Raw genomic sequence first — 20,429 nt, forward strand, 5'->3', positions numbered from 1 at the left:
TTGATAATTGATAATTGATAATTGGTCACTTGTGTTTTAAGCAACTAAGTTTCGTTTTAATCAAGCATAAAATTAAGTAAATATTGGTAACTAACATTGGGATTTGGGGAAAGCATCTATGTGGAAATCTGCTTGGCGTGGTGGCATAGCAATTTTTCTCTCAGGCAGCTTAGGGTTGGTTACTGCGGGCTGTAGCACTGAAGATGATGCCAGCACTGCCAGCCAATCACCGACTCCTGCACCAGCAACTGCTGCTAATTCTGCTATTGTCGGATCTAAAACTGCAACATTAGTCAAGTCATCAGCATTAACAGGCGCTGATACATACTTTCCGGCACTTGATAAAGCAACTGCTGCTTTAACTATCTCTGAGTCTGCTTCATGCGCCGATGATTGGCTATTAGTCGCGGCTCAATGGCGGGAGGCAATTAAGTTGTTAAAATCTGTACCTGTTGGCAGCCGTAACCATGACCGTGCCTCGAAAATGATTGCTCAGTATCAGCAAAAATTAGCTGATGCTCAGAAACAAGCCGCGACTCCTCCTAAGCCAAAAGTTGTTGCAACTGCAAGCATTAACCTACCAACTACGAATACGAAATCAAATTCAAGTTTTTTCACTATACCGATCGCACGTAGAGAATCAGGAGTTCCTGTAATCGAAGCTACCTTTAATGGTAAACATAAGTTTGCCATGTTGTTAGATACCGGAGCCAGTTATACAGTCATAACCAAAGCAATGGCGCAGAAACTAGCAGTAGCAGTTGTTGGTAGTTCTCGCGCCAAAACAGGTAATGGGGTAACAAATTTATCGGTAGGAATGGTTAAATCTCTTCAAGTAGGCGGGGGCGTATTAAAAAATCTCCCTGTATGGATAGGACAGCCAGACCTAGAAATAGGAGTGGTTGGACAAGATTTTTTTAGCAGCTATGACATGACGATTAGACAAAATGTAGTAGAGTTTCAGCAACGCGCACAGAAAAGTAATTCTGTTAGTTACTTTGGTGCTGACTCTCAATAAGTTAAGTCCAATCTTCTTGTTCTTGTTGATTGTTACGGACTTTATACACTTGAGTAACGCTATGTAGCTGACGAGTTTTTTCAAACAGTTCTGCTTCTGTTAATTGCCACTTTTGCAGAACAGTTTCAAAGTCTTGCTGAATATCTCTCGCGCCAGGAAAATCACAATAGCGGATTTTCAGTCGTGCAAGTTCTGCCAAGTTATAATCATCTGGCTCACCTTCCAAAAGTTTGTTAACGATTTCGCGATCGCGCTGATATTGAGGGTGCTGCTGATCTCTATTTCCTGTTGTTGAACTCATACATTAACAATTAACAATTATCAATTAACAATTATCAATGATCCATGACTTCCCTGAATGTTTGGTTGATTTATACCCAGCTACTTAACTTTGCATAAATCTACTTTAAGCATTTTTTTCTCTGGTTTTTGAGTTTCTTAGTAAACGTAGTCCGCTCAACGTTACTTTAAACATTGACATTAACACTAATGTCAAGTTCGCTCGCGCAGGTTTTTAAGTTCCTCTAGATGTTGAGCTTGTTCCTCTAGTTGAATTGCCAAGCGATCGCACACCAGTTCACATAAATCAAAGATAATCGGATCGGCAATTTCATAAAAAACACTGATTCCTTGTGGCTGACGAGTCACCATCCCAGCTTGGGTTAGCACCTTGAGATGCTTGGAAACGTTCGCTTGTCCCAATCCCGTTGCTGCGATAATTTCTGTGACATTTTTAGCTCCTAATTTCAGACAACACAAAACTTGCAGCCGACTCACTTCAGATAACACTTTGAAAAACTCGGCAACCGGAGCCAGGGCTTGAGGAGACGGCTTTAGCATACAAACCTAAAAATTACATCCTACTCTATATAGTAGATAACATATTACCAAATAGTAATATGGTAGATAAGTTAAATAAGCAAGATCACAATGGAAAACGTTAAAAAGATTAACTCCGAGCTATCTGTAGCCGGACAGGTAAAACCAGAGCAGTTGCAACAAGCTGCTACAGAGGGATACAAGTCTGTACTGAATTTGCGATCGCCTGATGAGGAAGGATTCATGCACGATGAGCAGCAACACGCAGAATCCGCAGGATTGCAATATGTCAACATTCCAGTCAAGCCAGACGGGATGACAGACGAGTTGACCGATCAAGTTTTAGGGCAAATCGATCAACTACCAAAACCCGCGCTGATTCATTGTGCGAGTTCAATGCGTGCAGGTGCAATGGCATTTATGAGCGTAGCAACGCGAGAAGGTATGACAGCAGAGCAAGTCTTTGAGAAAGCAAATGAAGCTGGCTTTGACTGTGATTCTCAGCCACAGATGAAGCAATTCTTGGAGAGTTACGTTTCTAAAAACTCAAGAACAGTTTAAGTTTTTTCAACTACTTAATAAAGTCAGGTTCGTGCATAAAAAGTTCTTATTATAACCTGACTTTCTTGAGATAGATTACTGTTATATGGAGAAAGCATCATGGCATTAGTTTTAGAGCAAATAAATGTTGAAGGATTAGCCCACTTATCCTATCTGATTGGTGACGATAAAGCAGGGGTAGTAGCAGTGCTTGACCCCCGCCGCGATGTAGATATTTATATCCAAAGAGCCAGAGAAATAGGTGTAAGAATTACCCACATTATCGAGACTCATATTCATGCGGATTTTGTATCAGGTTCACACGAACTAAAAGCGAGAACAAATGCACTGATCTATGGTGGAAAAAGTGATGACTATCAATTTGATTTAGAGCAGCTAAATGAGGGCGATGAATTAGAAATTGGTAACGTTACCCTTCGCGCACTACATACCCCTGGACATACGCCAGAACACACCTCGCTGCTAATTTTTGACGCAAAACAGGGCAAGGAACCATTTGCTATATTTACTGGTGACTTTTTGTTTAACTTGGATGTAGGAAGACCAGATTTAATAGGTGGTGGAACGGAGAAGAAACTAGCAGCACAAATCTATCATTCATTGTTTGATAAACTCGTCCCGTTAGGCGATCGCCTAGAAATTTATCCTTCTCACGGTGCGGGTTCATCCTGTGGTAAATCAATCGGCGATCGGCGACAAAGTACCATTGGTAATGAACGAATTTTTAGCCCAGTATTTAAACAGCGTACCGAAGCCGAATTTGTCGAATGGGTATTAGGTGAAATGCCAGAACCACCCACACACTACTCACGTTTAAAGAAAGTAAATGCCAAAGGTGCAAAAGTATTAGGTGATGTACCAATTTTACCGCCATTGTCGCCTCAAGATTTTCACCAGTTGATGCAAGATGAAAACACAGTAGTAATTGATACCCGTTCAATTCTTGCTTTTGGTGGCGGACATATACCAGGCGCAATTAACATCGCTTTGCGTCCAGAATTTCCTAACTGGATAGGTTGGATGATTAACCCAGAAAAGAAAATTTTACTGGTGCTAGAAAGTGAACGGGGTATTAGTTTAGCTTCTCAGCAATTATTCCGAATTGGCTATGACAATATTGCTGGTTATCTTCACGATGGCATGACAAGTTGGCAGAATGCAGGGTTGCCTTTAAAACATCTCGGTGAATGGACTGTGCAGGAGTTAAACCAGCAGAAAGATCATCCTGATGTGACGGTGCTAGATGTACGTGGAGATGATGAGTTTAAAAATGGTAATGTGCCTGGTGCTAAACACATTTACGTGCCGCATTTAGAAGAACATTTAGATCAGTTAGACAAAAATCAAACTATTGCAACTTACTGTGGCAGTGGTTATCGCGCTTCCATTGCTGCCAGTTTACTACAAAAACATGGCTTCGAGAAGGTGGTTAATGTTCCTGGTTCGTGGATCGCTTGGAGTGCGGCAAATTTACCTGTAGAAAAAAATCACTAAAATATTCCCAGATTCACTGTTTTTATTGAGGGCAAACTAAAATGCTATTCCGTCAATTGTTTGATAAAGAATCAAGTACATATACATATTTACTTGCAGATTTAACGCTCAAAGAAGCAATTTTAATCGATCCGGTGCTAGAAAAAGTTGAACGCGATCGCAAACTACTCGAAGAATTAGGTTTATCTTTACGCTACTGCTTAGAAACCCATATTCATGCTGACCATATTACAGGTACAGCCAAACTCCGAGAAGCGACTGGATGTTTAGGGGTTGTTCCAGACAAAGCTGATAACAGTTGTGCAGATCGTTACATTAAAGACGGAGAAACTCTGCAATTAGGTAGCATTACAATTGAAGCGATCGCTACTCCTGGTCATACAGATAGCCATATAACTTATTACGTCAATAATGACCGAATATTTACAGGAGATGCACTACTTATCCGAGGTTGTGGACGTACCGATTTTCAGGGTGGTTATGCAGGAACTTTATTCGACTCGGTAACGCAACGGTTATTTACTTTACCCGATGAAACCCTGGTATATCCAGCCCACGATTATCGAGGTCATACAGTATCCACAATTAAAGAAGAAAAGCAGTGGAATCCGCGATTTGTGGGGCGTGATCGCACTAATTTTATTGAATTTATGGCTAACTTGAATCTCCCCGATCCGAAAAAGATTATGGAAGCAGTTCCAGCTAACGAACATTGTGGCAATTTGGTTGAGGGGCAAGATAACAAAATTCCTAAAGTTCCTGAATTAAGCAAACAGGGCGAATAAAGACATGATTATTTGGATTGTTGGTCATATCCTCGCTGCTTGTATTGGGATTAGCTTAGGGTTAATTGGCGGTGGTGGATCAGTTTTAGCAGTACCAATTCTGGTTTACATCATGGGGGTTTCACCAAAACCTGCGATCGCCATGACTTTATTTATCGTGGGATTTGTGAGTCTCCTCGGTGTTATCCCCTACTGGAAGAAAGGAAATGTTAACCTAAAAACCGCTTTTATGTTTGGTGCTGCCACAATGTTAGGCGCTTTTGTCGGAGCAAAAATTGCCAATCTGCCTTTTATTACTGGCACAATCCAGATGATTTTGTTTGCCTTAATGATGCTGGTGGCGGCAGGATTTATGATTTATAAAAGTTTTAAACCAACGGCTCAACCTGCTAATAGTGAGCTTGATTTGAACCTTTATCCTCAACCAATTTGCAAATATTGTTGGCTGTGGATGATTAGTGAAGGGTTAGGCGTAGGTGTATTAACTGGATTAGTTGGAGTTGGAGGAGGATTTGCGATTGTACCTGCACTCGTCTTGTTAGGAAATACGCCAATTAAAGAAGCGATCGGTACATCATTATTAATTATTACTCTTAATTCTGTAGCTGGATTTTTGGGTTATTTGGGTAGCGTTCCCCTGGACTGGAATCTCATGGCAACATTTACACTAGCAGCTAGTTTAGGAACTTTTGGGGGTGCTTATTTATCTCAGTTTATTCAACCTAAGCAACTACAGCGAGGATTTGGTTATTTTCTACTCATCGTAGCCAGTTTTATTTTGTTCCAAAATCGCAGTAAAATTTACTCATTTCAGTCAACTGGAGGACAGATTTTGCAACAAGCACAGCATGAACATACGGCTAAGTTTATCGGCTCACATCTGCGATCAAAAAAGTGATCCGAAGCAATAAATCTCATGCACTAACGGCTATGGTAGTTGTTCTATTTGCATAGTAAGTAGGTTGGTCGAAATAAAACTACTATGAAAGTTGGTGATTGATCATTGATAATTGATCATTGATAATTGTTAATTGTTCATAAATGTTTACAACTTGGGAAATGCGGTGGTTTTATCCTGGTATACCACCAGCTACAGTAGAAGATTGGTTTTTTGGCGATCGCTCTGGTGAGTTACTAGCAACGCCAGATGAACGGGAAGACGTATACTTGTACACTACACCCGTTTGTGAATATCTGGGAATTAAACTCCGGCAAGGAAAGCTAGAAGTCAAATGGCGCAATGCTGAATTAGGTGTAATCCAGTTTGGTCAAAACTGGCAAGCTAAATTAGAAAAATGGGTGAAATGGATTTGTGACGATCCAACCGCAACTAATATGACACCAGCAAACGTTTTAAACAATGGTGCTTGGATTAGTGTCAAAAAAAGTCGCTCCCAACGGATGTATAAAATCAATATTGATACAGAAATACAACTGCTTCCTATCCAACAACCAATGGATCAAGCTTGTGCGGTGGAACTTACCAAGCTAAATATTAATGGTAATAATTGGTGGACTGTAGCTTTTGAAGCCTTTGGTGAAGATGTCAGCACAACAGATATGCTATTACCAGCCGCCGAATTAATATTTAAGAATTATCAGGGAGTCGATTTACAACCACAAAATTCATTTGCTTATCCCAAATGGCTCTCTCTAGTGGTATAAAAATAGGCAGAAAGAATTTTAGCGATCGCCCTAAACTATAACCTTAGAAGGAAGTAGTCTGTTAGTCTTGGAAACAGAATAAAAAGAATTATTTGTTTTTGAGGATAGTCTAGTAATTGCTAGCTAAGGAAATAACAATATGAAATCAAGCATCCTAGCTACACTAGCAATAGTCAGCAGCATTATAGCAATGCCAGCACACGCTGCAAATAGTGAACATATTTCACAGCTATTACAAACTAAACAATGCACAGATTGCGATCTCACACAGGCGAATCTAGCTGATTTAGATTTGAGTAATGCCAACTTAGCCGGATCAGACTTAACAGGGGCAAATCTAAGTCGTAGTGTTCTGCAAGGTGCAGATCTTAGTAGAGTCCAATTGAGCGGTGCTGACTTGGTAGATGCAAATCTCAATAGCAGTAACTTAATTCAAGCTAATCTCAGAGATACAGATATGCTGGGCGTTGATCTCAGGGAAGCTAACTTGAGTGAGGCTGACTTAAGCGGTGCTTCCTTACTAGGTGCTGACTTGAGCAGAATCAATTTAGTTGCAGCTAACTTAAGTAATGCTCATTTAGAAGGCGCAACTATGATCTCGGCTGATTTGAGTCATGCCGATCTTAGCCAAACTAACATCAATGACGCTTATTTACATCTAGCTAATTTAAGTAATGCTAACTTGACTGGTGCTAACTTGAGCGGTAGTGAGTTGCATATAGCTGATTTAAGCAATGCTAATTTAAGTGAAGCTCAACTGAATAGTGCTGAACTTAATAATGCCAATTTACTAGGGGCTGATTTGAGTAATGCTGTTTTTGCTGAAGCTAATTTGAGAGGCACTAATTTAACCAGTAATCAGATTAGTAGTGCTAACTTAGAGGGGGCTATTGGTCTAGGTGAGGGTGCAAGCGCATCTACTGTGTTGGATCAACCTACAATTTTGGAAGATAGAGACTAATATTCACTAAGATTTGTCTTAAGAGCCTATCCGAAAAGTCCTTTTAAGAGAATTTAACCGCAGATAAACGCAGATAAACGCAGATGTTTTTTACTAATTATTTATTTTTCGGATAGGCTCTAAGTGCCTTGGCGACTGCTATAACAATTAATCTTGCTTAAATCCTGAGTTGCTTAATTTGTCAGCAGTCCGCAGAATTTGCCCTGCTAGAATTGCAGCACCAAAACCATTATCAATATTTACAACACCCACGCCAGCAGCACAAGAGTTGAGCATTGTTAATAGTGGAGCCAAACCACCAAAGCTTGCGCCATATCCAATGCTGGTAGGGACAGCAATGACAGGACAATCGGCTAATCCAGCTACTACACTTGCTAACGCTCCTTCCATCCCAGCTACGACAATTAAGACATTAGCTTCAGTCAAAACGTGGCGGTTACTGAGTAATCTATGGATACCCGCAACGCCAACATCCCAAAGGCGTTTTACACCAAATCCACATAATTCTGCGGTGATGGCGGCTTCTTCTGCTACTGGTAAATCGGCTGTACCTGCGGAGATGATGCTGATTGTACCGTGATACTGTGGTTCTAGTTGAGGGGGTACAAGGGCGCAAATACGGGCGCTGGCGTAGTATTTAAGATCGGGGATTTTTAATTGTAATTCGCTGTAAACTTCGGGTTCAATGCGCGTCGCCATCACTACAGGATTGCGCGATTCTCGTTCCGAGACGCTACGCGAGCGCATTACCTCGATAATTTGAGCAATTTGATTTGTAGTTTTACCTTGTCCCCAAATTACTTCAGGAAAACCAGTCCGCAGGGTACGATGATGATCGATATTGGCAAAATTATCAACTGGTTCAAAGTCAAAATGCTTGAGCTTTTCTAATGCTGCTGTTGGACTAACTTCACCAGCAGCAACGGATTCTAAAAGAAATTGTAATGCTTCAGGTTGTGTCACTTTTGGGCTACTTTTAATTCATAAAGATTCCAGAATGCTCCTCCTAGTGCGGAGTATTTCAGATTTTGGACGCGATCGCGCACCGCTTGAAATGATAACTTACTTACCAAATAAATAAATGGTACTTGTTCTTGGGTTATTTGCTGAAACTTAGCATAAATTTCCTTACGCTTAGTTTCATCTAATTCCCGCACTCCCTCAACAAACAAGCGATCTATTTCTTTCTCCCACTCAGATACTTCCCAACCTTTAATCGGCTGTTCTCCTAATTGTGGACCTTGATTAAATTGGTGTAAACCTCCTGAACTAGACCAAATATTAAATGAACTATGAGGTTCCACACCTCCACCACCAAACCCACCCACATAACATTCCCAATTGCGCTTAGTAAGTTTATCCAACACCGCGTTAAAGCTCAAAACCTGCAAATCAGCTTGTATACCAACGTCAGCCAGATTTTTTTGAACCTGGATCGCCATATCTGTTCTAGTTTTATCTTCTGCTTTTACTAGCATTGTAAAACGAACTCTGTTGGCTTCACTATCCACTAGCTGATTTTGGGAATTATATTTAAAACCTGCTGATAACAGTAGTTGTTTAGCCTTTTCGGGATTATGATTGTAAACTTTTAACCCTTGTTCTGGAGAAAGATAATAAGGACTTTTGAAATAAATCGGTGAATTAATATATTCGCCCATTCCTCGAAAGATATTTTTCTTCATGGTCTCCCGATCAATAGCATAAGCTACTGCTTGCCTAAATTCCACTGTATTAAACCAGCGAGACTTAATTGGATCTACTAAGGGCTGATCCTTAGAATTACTGGCTTTATTTAAGTTGAATCCCACAAAAATTGTAGTTGAATCAGGTCCTCCATTATAAACATTAAATTTCCCTCGCTTTGCTTCATTTTTTAACAAGGAAAATGAATTAGGTTCTACATCTAAACTATCTAACTGTCCAGAACGAAAACTGACTAACTGATTATCAGTTGATTCAATAATTTGTAAAACAATCCGCTCAATATAAGGCTGAGGATTACCTTGAGCATCTTTGCGCCAATAGTAAGGGTTTCGTCGCAGTATAACTCGCTCACTAGGAGCGTAGCTTTCCATGCGATAATAACCATTACCGATAATTTTTTGTGGATCTGTGTCTGTTCCCCAAGTTGATAGAAACTTAGGATTACCATTAGAGCCAACAGTTTGAACAGATTCTCTTAAAGTATGTGCTGGCAATATTGGTAGTCCACCAACAAATCTTAAAAATGGTGCAAAGGGTTCTGGTACTGTAAATTCTACCCGTCGCTCATCCACTTTTTTAACTGTGGGAAAAGCACGACTCAGACCAATTTTAAGGATATCTTTAATATCTGTCGGAATTTTTGGATTGAGGTAGATATCTTGATAGGTAAATATTACATCGTCTACGGTCAATGGTTCACCATCTGACCACTTTAAGCCATCTTTGAGGGTAAAAACAATTTGTTTTTTATCCTCAGAAATTTGCCAAGATTCAGCTAGTGCTGGTTCTATTGCTCCGGTTTCGCCATTTTCGGTGATTAAACCTTCATAAAGATAACCAAAAACGCTAAAAGCTGACTGATTTAGCGGGAAGTTAAATGTTGCAGGACTACTAGGAGTTGTGAAAATTAATTCAGGAACTTGAGCCGCTTTTGTTTTTAATTGTACTGGATTACATGAAGCGAGTGCGATCGCACTTAGTATTGCTAAACCAAAAAGTAACAATAAATTCCTAAGTCGTTTGGATATTTTTATCATAAATATTTTTGATGATATATAGGACTTACGCATAAATCATTCTTGAGGTTGGGGCGGGTTTATATCTATCAACGGCTTGTCAGCATAACTTGAGGTGCAACCCGCCCCTACAAAGGGTGATTTTACCGTTGTATGGGCGTAAGTCCTGATCTATTTTTTCAGGCTTAAGTTTGTAGCTAATATATACAGAAAAGGTGAATGCTGAATGCTGAATGCTGATAGCTGACCGCTATAATATCACTCCTCAGTTAATTTCAGTTCGTGAATATTCCATAATGCTCCTCCTAGTGCAGTGTATTTTACACCTTGAATGCGATCGCGTACCGCAGAAGTAGCCAGCGAGTTAATTAAATAAATTACTGGTAAATTATCTTGGGTAATTTGCTGAGTTTTAGCATAAATTTCTTTACGCTTCGCTTCATCTAACTCTCGTGCGCCTTGAATGTAAAGATTACCTATTTCTTCTTCCCAAGGATAAACTTTTCGACCTTCAATTTGAGGTTGCCCTTGTTCTGGTTTTTGATTGAAGCTATGTAAACCACCTTCAGGAGACCAAACATTAGCCCCATCATTGGGTTCTACACCACCAGTTAAACCCAGAAGATAGGATTCCCACTCAAGAGTATTGCTAAGTTTATCTACTAACACACCAAAAGCAATAGGATTAAAGTCTACTTGAATCCCAATTTTACTGAGGTCTTGTTTAACTTGTGAACCCAAAGCTTCCCTAATTTTATTACCTGCATTTGTGATTAAAGTGAAGCGTACACGGTTGCCATCAGCATCTAGTAGTTCGTTGCTACTATTGTATTTAAATCCGGCATCTACAAGTAATTTTCTCGCTTTTTCTAGATTATAATCGTAAACTTTTAAACCTTCTTCTGGGGAAAGGTAGTAAGGACTTTGTACAGAAATTGGTGAATTTTGAAGCGTACCTAACCCCCGAAAAGTATTATTAATCATTCGCTGACGATCAATGGCATAAGCAACAGCTTGTCTAAACTCAACTTGATTAAACCAGCGAGATTTAATTGGGTCAACTAAAGGCTTACCATTTCTGCTACCTTGATTGAGATTAAAGGAAATAAAGTTTGTACCTGCTGCTGCTCCACCATTATAAATTGTAAATTTACCGCGTTTTTCTTCATGTTTTAATAAAGAAAAATAATCGGGTTGCACACCAATAGAATCTAATCCTCCAGAGCGAAACTGTAACAAAGATGTATCAGTAGATTCTACAATTTGCCAAATTACGCGCTCAATATAAGGTTGGGAATTACCTTGAGCATCTTTACGCCAGTAATAAGGATTACGCCGAAAGATTACCCTTTGATTAGTAGCATAGTTTTCTAATTTATAAGGACCATTAGTGATAATTTGGTTGGGTGGAGTATTAATTCCCCAAGTGGTAAGAAATTTAGGCTTGCCATTTTGGTCTTTAGTCTTTACAGATTTTTGTAGTGCATGAGCAGGTAAAATTGGCAAACCTATAGTGCGGAGAAACGGTGCAAAAGGTTCGGGAGTAGTAAATTCAATTCGGCGTTCATCTAGTTTACGCACAGTAGGTAATGCTCTACTTTCCCCGATCCGAAGAACGTCTCTAGCATCAGTAGGAATTGCTTCATTTAAGTAGATGTCATTGTAGGTAAAAATGACATCATCTGCGGTTAATGGTGCGCCATCTGACCACTTCAAACCTGGGCGTAGGTTAAAAACAATTCGCTGCTTATCTTCAGCGATTTCCCAAGATTCAGCTAAAGCAGGTTCGATTTCTCCAAATCCATTTTCAGTAATTAACCCTTCATAAGTAAGACCGAAAATACTTGGTGATTCTTGATTGAGGGGATAATTAAAGGTTTTGGGGTCACTGAGGACGCTGACAACAATTTGAGATACTTGTGCTGCATCTGTTTTTAATTCAAGCTGGTTACAGCCATTGAGTGCGATCGCACAGATCGCACATAGCAAGAAAGCTAACCAACGCCGCCAAGTTTTAGAAATGATAGCCATCATTAGAACTGAGTAAGGGGGAGGGGAGAGGAGGGAGGGGGGGAGAAGTGAATATTATTTAAATCTCCTCTGCGCCCTGCTCAATATCTCTAGTAGGGGCAAACAGCCGTTTGCCCCTACCGATCTCAAATATAATTAACTATCAGCAACTAACAGCACAACAGCATAAGCAGCTATACCTTCTTCTCTGCCAACTGGTCCTAACTTTTCGTTGGTGGTAGCTTTGATACCAACTTGATTGGGTTCTACTTGTAAAACATCGGATATGCGATCGCGCATTGCTGCAATATGAGGCTTAAGTTTTGGTCTTTCTGCCACTACCACTGAATCAATATTACCAATTCGCCAACCCTGATCCTGCACTAGCTGATTAACCTGCGACAGTAATACTAAACTATCTGCCCCTGCCCACTGCGGATCAGTTGGGGGAAAATAATGACCAATATCTCCTAAGCTTAACGCCCCTAACATCGCATCCATAATTGCGTGGGTAAGAACATCAGCGTCACTATGCCCTAACAAACCGAGTTCATGGTGAATTTCTACACCGCCTAAAATCAGGCGACGATTATTAGCTAATTGGTGGATATCATAACCGTTACCGATACGAATATTAGCCATCAGTTGATCTTTAAGTTGTAGATTTTAGATTTTAAATTAAGACTTACGCATTATTAACGCAAAAATCAGCAATGCGTAGAGATGTACCCTGGTACGTCTCTACATCAAATATTGGTAACGCTCATTTACTTTCATTGGTATTAATTCTCGAAATTATTTGATTGGGACTCAGAATCCTCCAACCACTCAGCATAAATATCTGGACGGCGTAAGCGGGTTTTTTGAATTTGTTGTTCGTGCCGCCAACGAGCAATTTCCGCATGATTTCCAGATCTCAGCACTTCTGGAACTTCCCAATCGCGAAATTTAGCAGGGCGGGTGTACTGAGGATAATCTAATAAGCCAGCCTCAAAACTTTCTGCTTTAAGTGACTCTTCTTTGCCAACTGTTCCTGGTAGTAAACGGATTACTCCGTTAATTAAAGCTAGTGCAGGAATTTCACCACAAGTCAAGACAAAATCACCTAAAGACACCTCGCGAGTTACCAAATTTAGCACTCGCTCATCTACGCCTTCATAATGTCCACAAATAATCACTAACTGGTCATATGTAGCTAATTCTCGCAATAACGGCTGCTTAAGTGGTTCCCCTTGGGGTGTCATTAAAATCACATCCCGTCTAGGTAAAATCGGCAACGACTCCACAGCCGCAAAAACTGGCTCTGGTTTTATCAACATCCCGACACCGCCACCGTAAGGTTCATCATCGACGCGCCGATGTTTATCGGTGGTAAAGTCGCGGGGGTTAACCAGATGAACTTCGGCAATTTGTTTAGCTAAAGCCTTACCTAATAGCCCTGAATTTAGGGGAGAACTGAAAAAATCAGGAAATAGGCTCAGGACATCTATTCGCAAGCGATCGTTGATAGGCACGCTTCGGCTCTTTACAGTATACGAAGGGAAACAATTATATAAGTGAACCCTGTTCTACCTTACTACAGAATTTCTAGCTCAGAAGTTAAGTAATTAAGCAAAGAGATTGATCCGCGATTCTGTTAAAATTCAGTCATATTTTTCTGAGCGACTGCTCAAAGTTGTTCCTTAAGCCATGCTGACTGAAATTTTCCCGTTTCAATTTGCTTTGGATGCTACACAGCTATCTGGTATTGGTTTGTGGTCTATAGCTTTATATTTAGGCTTTTTTCCAGTTAGTGAGTGGGTAATGGAAAAGTTACAGCAATGGTTTAACTTTGCCGAGCGATCGCTCTATACTTCTGAAAAGGAATTTGAACGCACCCGTAAAGCTAGGGAATCACAAAATGCTTTTTACGCATCCCTGTTTAGTATCGTGCCATTTCTAGGCATTGGATTATTGTGCAATTACGGCGTAGAAATTGGATTAGGTCGTAGTTGGGCTATCAGTATCGGAATACTTGCTTGTGTTATTGGTGGTGTGTATGAGTTAGGTCGTCGGGACGGTCAGTCTTCATGATGATTTGAGATTGATTGCAAGTTTAAAACTTCTTCAGCGACAATGTTAGCTAACTTTTGTGATGCTCCTGCTTGACCTCGAACCTGACGCAAACGCGATCGCATTTCTTGCAATTTGTCTGGATGGTTAAGTAAATCCAAAGCAAACAGAGCAACTTCTTGAGACTGAAGTTTCCCTAATAATTCTGGAACTATTTGTTCTTTAGCCCAAATATTGGGCCATGCAAAATTTTTACCTGGTAAGTACTGTAAAATTATCCGGTTAATTATTTTTGCTAAAGGTGTTCCAACTCCTGGTAAATTCACTAATAAACCTGGTAAGCCATCCCAAGCACGCATCGCCTCAATTTGTTGTGTAGGTAGTAACACAATCATTGGTACAGCTAAAGAGCCTAATTCAGCCGTATTAGCTCCAACTGTAGTTATACAAAGGCAACACTGAGATAATAAATCATAAGCAGGGAAATCAGTCCAGAGTTCTACTTGTAAACCAGTAGAGGTTTTTAAATACGGTTTTTCATTATTAATATCAGGAATAATTAATTCTGCCGTTGCCCCATTGACTAATTTAATTACAGGATTTTGTTGAAGATTGGCAAAACTAGCTAAAGTTTGTATATCTAAAGTTGGTGCAACAGGAATTACAAACTTAGTTTGGGGTCTAATATTGTGAATGTGTTGTGCGATCGCCAAACACAAAGGCACACCCTGAGCCAACTTAGCAGCTTTCGACCCAGGCAACAATCCAATTAATTCTGGTGATTGGTGATTGGTGATTGGTGATTGGGAATTGGTTATATTTTCCCCAGTCTCTAGTCCCCAGTCACCAGTACCTACATCTGCCATCAAATCCCCGACAACCGTAAATTTGTGGGCATATTTCTGGGGTACACGCGCAACTACTTCCGGTTTCATCACCCCAAAGCGATCAACCCAGCGATACCAACGCGCCTCCCATTCCGCATAAATCACAGTGCGATAACCAAGACGCTTACCAATTACAACAGGAAAAAACTGATCGCCACCTAAAAATAAAACTACACCGCGATCGCGCCAGTCCCAATTTTCTGCTGTTTTACCCGACAATAAAAACGGCAAAAAATCCTCTGCGCCTTGAACTCGATCTACTTCTGGATAACTTTGTGCGATCGCTACTTCTTTACCACTTGCATTTGGACAAGGTGATAAAACTACTGAAATGCGTATATGCGATTGCTCAATACCCAACTGTTGCCGCAAAGCTTTAACTACAGGTCGCACCCAAGTCGCCAACTCTCCAGGGCCATTTGAGAGAATTAAAATATCAACTGCTTGCTCTAACACATTTAATTGTTTTTAACTTATAAATTATTAAAAGTTTAAAGATACAAAACTGTTCGCAAACCTGCATCTACTTCTTCTTGCAAACTCACTGGTAACGAACTAATACGCTCAGTCAAAAATGACTTATCTACAGTAAGTATTTGTGAAACATTTACAACGGAATCTCTAGGTAAACCACTTGTTTGAGAGGATAACAAAACGTTTCCAGGTGCATTTGCAAGTTCAATATTGGAGGTGATAACTACAACAATCACCGTCCTGATACGACTTTGGATAAATGTATCATCCTGTATAATCAGTACAGGTCTACGATAGCCTGGTTCTGAACCAATTGGATCAGGTAAATCTGCCCACCAAATCTCTCCACGATACACTACCAATCCTCACGCTGTAGAGACATAAACTGCATCTTTGACATTACAGGATCTAACTTGGAAGATTCTTGAGGGTAAACCTCATTTAGCTTGAATAAAATCTGCTCTCGGTTATAACGCTGCAAATATACTTTTAATGCTTCAGTGTAAAGTTCGCTTCGAGACATTCCTAATCGTTTAGCAACTGCATCAGCTTCTTCAAAAATTGCATCTGGCAGAGAAATAGCAGTTTTCACTCACTGGCTCCTCAATATAGTTATAGCCAACCTTAGTTATACTATGTTTATACCATTTTTGATCATATTTTTGTATTTTTGGCAATAACCTTTAATTGAAAATATGTAAATAATTGTAAATTAATTCCTAGCTTTACTATTATTTATGTAAAGAAACGTAAATAAAGGTATCATTTTTTATATCAAATTGTGTCAGATAAGCGCCAAAAGCCCCATCAGGACAGCATTTTTTGGTAAAACAACTGATGCGTCCCCAATTAATGACGCTAACTGATCCTTGCACCAAGAGAACCATCGAAGGAGCAACACCGTATGTTCACTCACGTCAAGTCCACCATTCGCCACATAGCCCCAGATGATATTAGGGGCAGATCGTTACTTAAGGTGGTCTATGTCGTGCTAGAGCCGCAGTACCAGAGCGCCCTCTCAGCAGCCGTTCGCTCAATTAATAAGAACCACCCACAGATGGCTATTGAAATTAGTGGCTATCTGCTAGAAGAACTTAGAGATCCTGAAAATTATGCAGATTTAAAGCGGGATGTAGAAAAAGCCAATATATTCATAGCTTCACTAATTTTTATTGAAGACTTAGCTGAAAAGGTTGTAGCAGCAGTAGAACCCCACCGCGATCGCCTTGATGTTGCAGTCGTCTTCCCCTCTATGCCAGAGGTGATGCGCCTGAATAAGATGGGTAGCTTCTCAATGGCACAATTAGGGCAATCTAAGAGTGCGATCGCTCAATTCATGCGGAAGCGCAAGGAAAAATCTGGTGCTGGCTTCCAAGACGGAATGCTGAAGCTGTTGCAAACCCTGCCTAAAGTCCTGAAATACCTCCCAATGGACAAAGCGCAGGATGCCAGAAACTTCATGCTAAGTTTCCAATATTGGTTGGGTGGTTCCTCTGAAAACCTCGAAAACTTCCTGCTGATGCTGGCAGATAAATATGTTTTCAAAGGTGGAGAGATGCGAAATTTCGCGGCTCTCAAATACAATGAACCCGTAACTTACCCAGATATGGGCATCTGGCATCCTTTAGCGCCTCAAATGTATGAGGATGCTAAAGAATATTTCAACTGGTACAACAGCCGTAAAGATATTCCAGAAGATTTAAAAGATCCTCTTGCGCCTTGCATCGGTTTAGTATTGCAACGCACCCACCTAGTTACAGGTGATGATGCTCACTATGTGGCGATCGTGCAAGAAATGGAAGCGATGGGCGCACGGGTAATACCTGTGTTTGCAGGTGGTTTAGACTTCTCCAAACCCATTGATGTTTATTTCTACGATCCACTTTCTAAGGGACAAACCGCTATTGTAGATACAGTTGTATCTTTAACTGGATTTGCCTTAGTAGGTGGCCCTGCTAGACAAGATCATCCGAAAGCGATCGACTCTTTAAAACGCTTAAATCGTCCTTACATGGTTGCCCTGCCTTTGGTATTCCAAACTACGGAAGAATGGCAGGAGAGTGATTTAGGATTGCACCCAATTCAAGTAGCATTACAAATTGCGATTCCTGAATTAGATGGGGCAATTGAGCCGATTATTTTATCTGGAAGAGATGGCGCTACTGGAAAAGCGATCGCACTTCAAGACCGGATCGAATCTGTCGCTCAACGCGCCTTAAAATGGGCAACACTACGCCGCAAACCAAAATTAGATAAAAAAATTGCCATTACCGTTTTTAGCTTCCCTCCAGATAAAGGTAATGTTGGTACGGCTGCTTACTTAGATGTATTTGGTTCCATCTATGAAGCAATGCAAGCATTGCAACACAACGGTTATGACGTGCAAAACTTACCCGCGTCATCCAAAGAATTGATGGAACAAGTCATCCATGACGCGCAAGCACAATATAGCAGCCCAGAATTAAACGTAGCTTACCGGATGTCAGTACCAGAATATGAAGAACTGACACCTTATTCGCAGCGTTTAGAAGAAAACTGGGGGCCACCGCCTGGAAATCTCAACAGCGATGGACAAAACCTGCTAGTTTATGGTAAGCAATTCGGGAATGTCTTTATCGGCGTTCAGCCAACATTTGGTTATGAAGGCGACCCGATGCGGTTGTTATTCTCTCGTTCTGCGAGTCCCCATCACGGTTTTGCAGCTTACTACACATATTTAGAAAGAATTTGGAAAGCTGATGCTGTGCTACATTTCGGCACACACGGTTCTTTGGAATTCATGCCTGGTAAGCAAATGGGGATGTCTGGAGAGTGTTATCCAGATAACTTAATTGGTTCAATTCCCAATCTTTATTACTACGCAGCAAATAACCCCAGTGAAGCGACAATTGCTAAACGTCGCAGTTATGCAACAACCATCTCCTATTTAACTCCACCTGCTGAAAATGCTGGGTTGTATAAGGGGTTAAAAGAACTCAGCGAGTTAATTGCTTCTTATCAAACCTTGAAAGATACCGGACGTGGTATCCCCATTGTTAACACCATCATGGATAAGTGTCGGATAGTGAATCTGGATAAGGATATTAACCTGCCAGAAACCGACGCGAAGGATATGGATAGTGAGGAACGGGATACCATCGTTGGCAATGTGTACCGCAAGTTAATGGAGATTGAATCGCGGTTGTTACCTTGTGGGTTGCACGTAATTGGTAAACCGCCAACTGCTGAGGAAGCGATCGCAACTCTCGTCAACATTGCTAATCTAGATCGAGAAGAAGAAAATATTCTCAGTCTTTCCCGCATCATCGCCAATAGTTTAGGGCGTAATATTGACGAAGTATATCAAGGAAGCGATCGCGGCGTATTAGAAGATGTCCAACTTCTCCAAGACATTACCCTCGCTTGTCGCGCTGCTGTTGCTGCTTTAGTCAAAGAACAAACCGACGCGGATGGGCGTGTTTCCTTAGTTTCCAAGTTGAACTTTTTCAACATGGGTAAAAAGGAACCTTGGATTGAAGCATTACATCAAGCAGGTTATCCCAAAGTTGACCCAGAAGCGATTAAACCGCTATTTGAATATCTGGAATTTTGCCTCAAACAAGTTTGTGCAGATAACGAACTTGGCGCATTACTGCGAGGATTAGAAGGCGAATATATTCTACCAGGGCCAGGAGGCGACCCCATCCGTAACCCTGATGTCTTACCTACAGGTAAGAATATGCACGCCCTCGACCCCCAATCTATCCCCACCGAAGCAGCAGTTAAATCCGCCAAAATAGTTGTAGACCGACTATTAGCGCGTCAAAAACTGGATAATGGCGGCAACTGGCCTGAAACTATCGCCTGTGTACTTTGGGGAACAGACAACATCAAAACTTACGGTGAATCTCTCGCCCAAATCATGTGGATGATTGGTGTAAAACCAGTACCAGACGCATTAGGACGGGTGAACAAATTACACCTAATTCCCTTAGAAGAATTAGGTCGTCCTCGCATTGATGTTGTAATTAACTGTTCAGGTGTATTCCGCGACTTGTTCATCAACCAAATGAACTTGCTTGACCAAGGTGTGAAAATGGCAGCAGAAGCGGATGAACCCTTAGAAATGAACTTCATCCGCAAACACGCATTGCTGCAAGCAGAAGAAATGGGTATTAACCTGCGTCAAGCTGCAACTCGCGTGTTCTCTAATGCTTCCGGTTCTTATTCTTCTAACATCAACCTAGCAGTAGAAAACAGCAGTTGGGAAAGCGAATCTGAGTTACAGGAAATGTACTTAAATCGCAAATCTTTTGCCTTTAGTGCAGATAATCCAGGCATGATGGGAGAATCACGGAAGATATTTGAATCAGCATTAAAAACGGCTGATGCTACATTCCAAAACTTAGATTCTTCCGAAATCAGCTTAACCGACGTTTCTCACTATTTCGACTCCGACCCCACAAAAATTGTTGAAACTTTACGGGGTGACGGTAAAAAACCAGCATCTTATATTGCTGACACTACTACCGCTAACGCTCAAGTTCGTACCTTATCAGAAACCGTGCGTTTAGATGCCCGTACCAAGTTACTTAATCCTAAGTGGTACGAGGGAATGTTAAGTCATGGTTATGAAGGTGTGCGCGAACTTTCAAAGCGTTTAGTTAATACTATGGGTTGGAGTGCAACTGCTGGCGCTGTTGATAACTGGGTGTATGAAGATGCGAATAGCACCTTTATCAAAGATGAGGAAATGTGTAAGCGATTGATGAATCTCAATCCCAATTCTTTCCGCAAGATGGTATCAACTTTGTTGGAAGTGAATGGGCGCGGTTATTGGGAGACTAGCGAGGATAATTTAGATCGTTTGCGCGAGTTGTATCAAGAGGTTGAGGACAGAATCGAAGGAATTGAGTAATACACAATAAGTAGGCTTTAAATAGAGGCGCTCCTTGTCTCTATTTAAAGCCTAAATTTTTCGATTTGCTAAGACAGCCAAAC

The 20,429-nt window shown here is 40.8% G+C and carries 19 protein-coding genes; 9 read left to right on the forward strand and 10 right to left on the reverse strand.

What is annotated here, in order from left to right:
• Positions 1 to 118: 118 nt before the first annotated feature.
• The gene (locus CRI9333_RS11640) at positions 119 to 1,018 is read left to right on the forward strand and encodes a retropepsin-like aspartic protease family protein (RefSeq protein ID WP_015203366.1); all 900 of its coding nucleotides are present in this window, start codon (positions 119 to 121) and stop codon (positions 1,016 to 1,018) included.
• A gap of 1 nt (position 1,019) precedes the next feature.
• On the opposite strand, the gene CRI9333_RS11645 is transcribed toward CRI9333_RS11640, so the two are convergent.
• Together CRI9333_RS11645 and CRI9333_RS11650 are read right to left on the reverse strand one after the other, a co-directional pair.
• Positions 1,020 to 1,319, reverse strand: a complete 300-nt coding sequence (locus CRI9333_RS11645; RefSeq protein ID WP_015203367.1) for a DUF3288 family protein — start codon at positions 1,317 to 1,319, stop codon at positions 1,020 to 1,022.
• Positions 1,320 to 1,510: 191 nt separating this feature from the next.
• Positions 1,511 to 1,858, reverse strand: coding sequence for an ArsR/SmtB family transcription factor (locus tag CRI9333_RS11650; protein WP_015203368.1), 348 nt, complete (start codon positions 1,856 to 1,858; stop codon positions 1,511 to 1,513).
• Positions 1,859 to 1,948: 90 nt separating this feature from the next.
• On the opposite strand from CRI9333_RS11650, the gene CRI9333_RS11655 reads away from it, so the two are divergent.
• The 6 genes from CRI9333_RS11655 (at position 1,949) to CRI9333_RS11680 (ending at position 7,303) form a co-directional block, all read left to right on the forward strand.
• On the forward strand, positions 1,949 to 2,398 hold the full coding sequence (locus CRI9333_RS11655) for a beta-lactamase hydrolase domain-containing protein (RefSeq protein ID WP_015203369.1): 450 nt from the start codon (positions 1,949 to 1,951) through the stop codon (positions 2,396 to 2,398).
• Positions 2,399 to 2,497: 99 nt separating this feature from the next.
• The gene (locus tag CRI9333_RS11660) at positions 2,498 to 3,892 is read left to right on the forward strand and encodes an MBL fold metallo-hydrolase (protein WP_015203370.1); all 1,395 of its coding nucleotides are present in this window, start codon (positions 2,498 to 2,500) and stop codon (positions 3,890 to 3,892) included.
• Between the two features lie 41 nt (positions 3,893 to 3,933).
• Positions 3,934 to 4,677, forward strand: a complete 744-nt coding sequence (locus CRI9333_RS11665) for an MBL fold metallo-hydrolase (protein WP_015203371.1) — start codon at positions 3,934 to 3,936, stop codon at positions 4,675 to 4,677.
• Positions 4,678 to 4,681: 4 nt separating this feature from the next.
• Positions 4,682 to 5,575, forward strand: a complete 894-nt coding sequence (locus CRI9333_RS11670) for a sulfite exporter TauE/SafE family protein (protein ID WP_015203372.1) — start codon at positions 4,682 to 4,684, stop codon at positions 5,573 to 5,575.
• A 143-nt stretch (positions 5,576 to 5,718) separates the two neighbouring features.
• Positions 5,719 to 6,342 (forward strand): hypothetical protein, encoded by a 624-nt coding sequence (locus CRI9333_RS11675; protein WP_015203373.1) that lies wholly within the window; start codon positions 5,719 to 5,721, stop codon positions 6,340 to 6,342.
• 139 nt (positions 6,343 to 6,481) lie between these two features.
• Complete coding sequence (locus CRI9333_RS11680; protein WP_015203374.1) at positions 6,482 to 7,303, forward strand: pentapeptide repeat-containing protein; 822 nt, start codon at positions 6,482 to 6,484, stop codon at positions 7,301 to 7,303.
• Between the two features lie 147 nt (positions 7,304 to 7,450).
• On the opposite strand, the gene larB is transcribed toward CRI9333_RS11680, so the two are convergent.
• The 5 genes from larB to trmD all read right to left on the reverse strand — a co-directional run bounded on the left by larB (position 7,451) and on the right by trmD (position 13,550).
• The gene (larB, locus tag CRI9333_RS11685; RefSeq protein WP_015203375.1) at positions 7,451 to 8,266 is read right to left on the reverse strand and encodes a nickel pincer cofactor biosynthesis protein LarB; all 816 of its coding nucleotides are present in this window, start codon (positions 8,264 to 8,266) and stop codon (positions 7,451 to 7,453) included.
• Complete coding sequence (locus tag CRI9333_RS11690) at positions 8,263 to 10,047, reverse strand: ABC transporter substrate-binding protein (RefSeq protein ID WP_041226025.1); 1,785 nt, start codon at positions 10,045 to 10,047, stop codon at positions 8,263 to 8,265. Before CRI9333_RS11690 ends, larB begins: the two co-directional genes overlap by 4 nt.
• Before the next feature lie 237 nt (positions 10,048 to 10,284).
• Positions 10,285 to 12,060 carry an ABC transporter substrate-binding protein gene (locus CRI9333_RS11695; RefSeq protein ID WP_015203377.1) on the reverse strand — a complete coding sequence of 592 codons (1,776 nt, stop codon included), beginning with the start codon at positions 12,058 to 12,060 and terminating at the stop codon, positions 10,285 to 10,287.
• Between the two features lie 132 nt (positions 12,061 to 12,192).
• The gene (gene ispF, locus CRI9333_RS11700) at positions 12,193 to 12,678 is read right to left on the reverse strand and encodes a 2-C-methyl-D-erythritol 2,4-cyclodiphosphate synthase (protein WP_015203378.1); all 486 of its coding nucleotides are present in this window, start codon (positions 12,676 to 12,678) and stop codon (positions 12,193 to 12,195) included.
• 140 nt (positions 12,679 to 12,818) lie between these two features.
• Entirely contained in the window at positions 12,819 to 13,550 is a 732-nt protein-coding gene (trmD, locus tag CRI9333_RS11705; protein ID WP_015203379.1) for a tRNA (guanosine(37)-N1)-methyltransferase TrmD, read from the reverse strand.
• Between the two features lie 175 nt (positions 13,551 to 13,725).
• On the opposite strand from trmD, the gene CRI9333_RS11710 reads away from it, so the two are divergent.
• Positions 13,726 to 14,109, forward strand: coding sequence for a hypothetical protein (locus tag CRI9333_RS11710; protein WP_015203380.1), 384 nt, complete (start codon positions 13,726 to 13,728; stop codon positions 14,107 to 14,109).
• Here the strand turns inward: CRI9333_RS11710 and CRI9333_RS11715 are convergent.
• From CRI9333_RS11715 to CRI9333_RS11725, 3 genes are read right to left on the reverse strand one after another with little or no spacing between them, the layout of a single operon-like run.
• Positions 14,097 to 15,431, reverse strand: coding sequence for a lipid-A-disaccharide synthase (locus CRI9333_RS11715; protein WP_015203381.1), 1,335 nt, complete (start codon positions 15,429 to 15,431; stop codon positions 14,097 to 14,099). The genes CRI9333_RS11710 and CRI9333_RS11715 overlap by 13 nt on opposite strands.
• Before the next feature lie 35 nt (positions 15,432 to 15,466).
• The gene (locus tag CRI9333_RS11720) at positions 15,467 to 15,805 is read right to left on the reverse strand and encodes a type II toxin-antitoxin system PemK/MazF family toxin (protein ID WP_015203382.1); all 339 of its coding nucleotides are present in this window, start codon (positions 15,803 to 15,805) and stop codon (positions 15,467 to 15,469) included.
• Positions 15,805 to 16,041 carry a CopG family ribbon-helix-helix protein gene (locus CRI9333_RS11725; protein ID WP_015203383.1) on the reverse strand — a complete coding sequence of 79 codons (237 nt, stop codon included), beginning with the start codon at positions 16,039 to 16,041 and terminating at the stop codon, positions 15,805 to 15,807. The genes CRI9333_RS11720 and CRI9333_RS11725 overlap by 1 nt, the downstream gene beginning before the upstream one ends.
• Positions 16,042 to 16,353: 312 nt before the next feature.
• On the opposite strand from CRI9333_RS11725, the gene CRI9333_RS11730 reads away from it, so the two are divergent.
• Positions 16,354 to 20,346, forward strand: coding sequence for a magnesium chelatase subunit H (locus CRI9333_RS11730; protein WP_015203384.1), 3,993 nt, complete (start codon positions 16,354 to 16,356; stop codon positions 20,344 to 20,346).
• Positions 20,347 to 20,429 lie beyond the last annotated feature (83 nt).

The sequence above is a fragment of the Crinalium epipsammum PCC 9333 genome (assembly GCF_000317495.1).
GTDB classification, from domain to species: domain Bacteria; phylum Cyanobacteriota; class Cyanobacteriia; order Cyanobacteriales; family PCC-9333; genus Crinalium; species Crinalium epipsammum.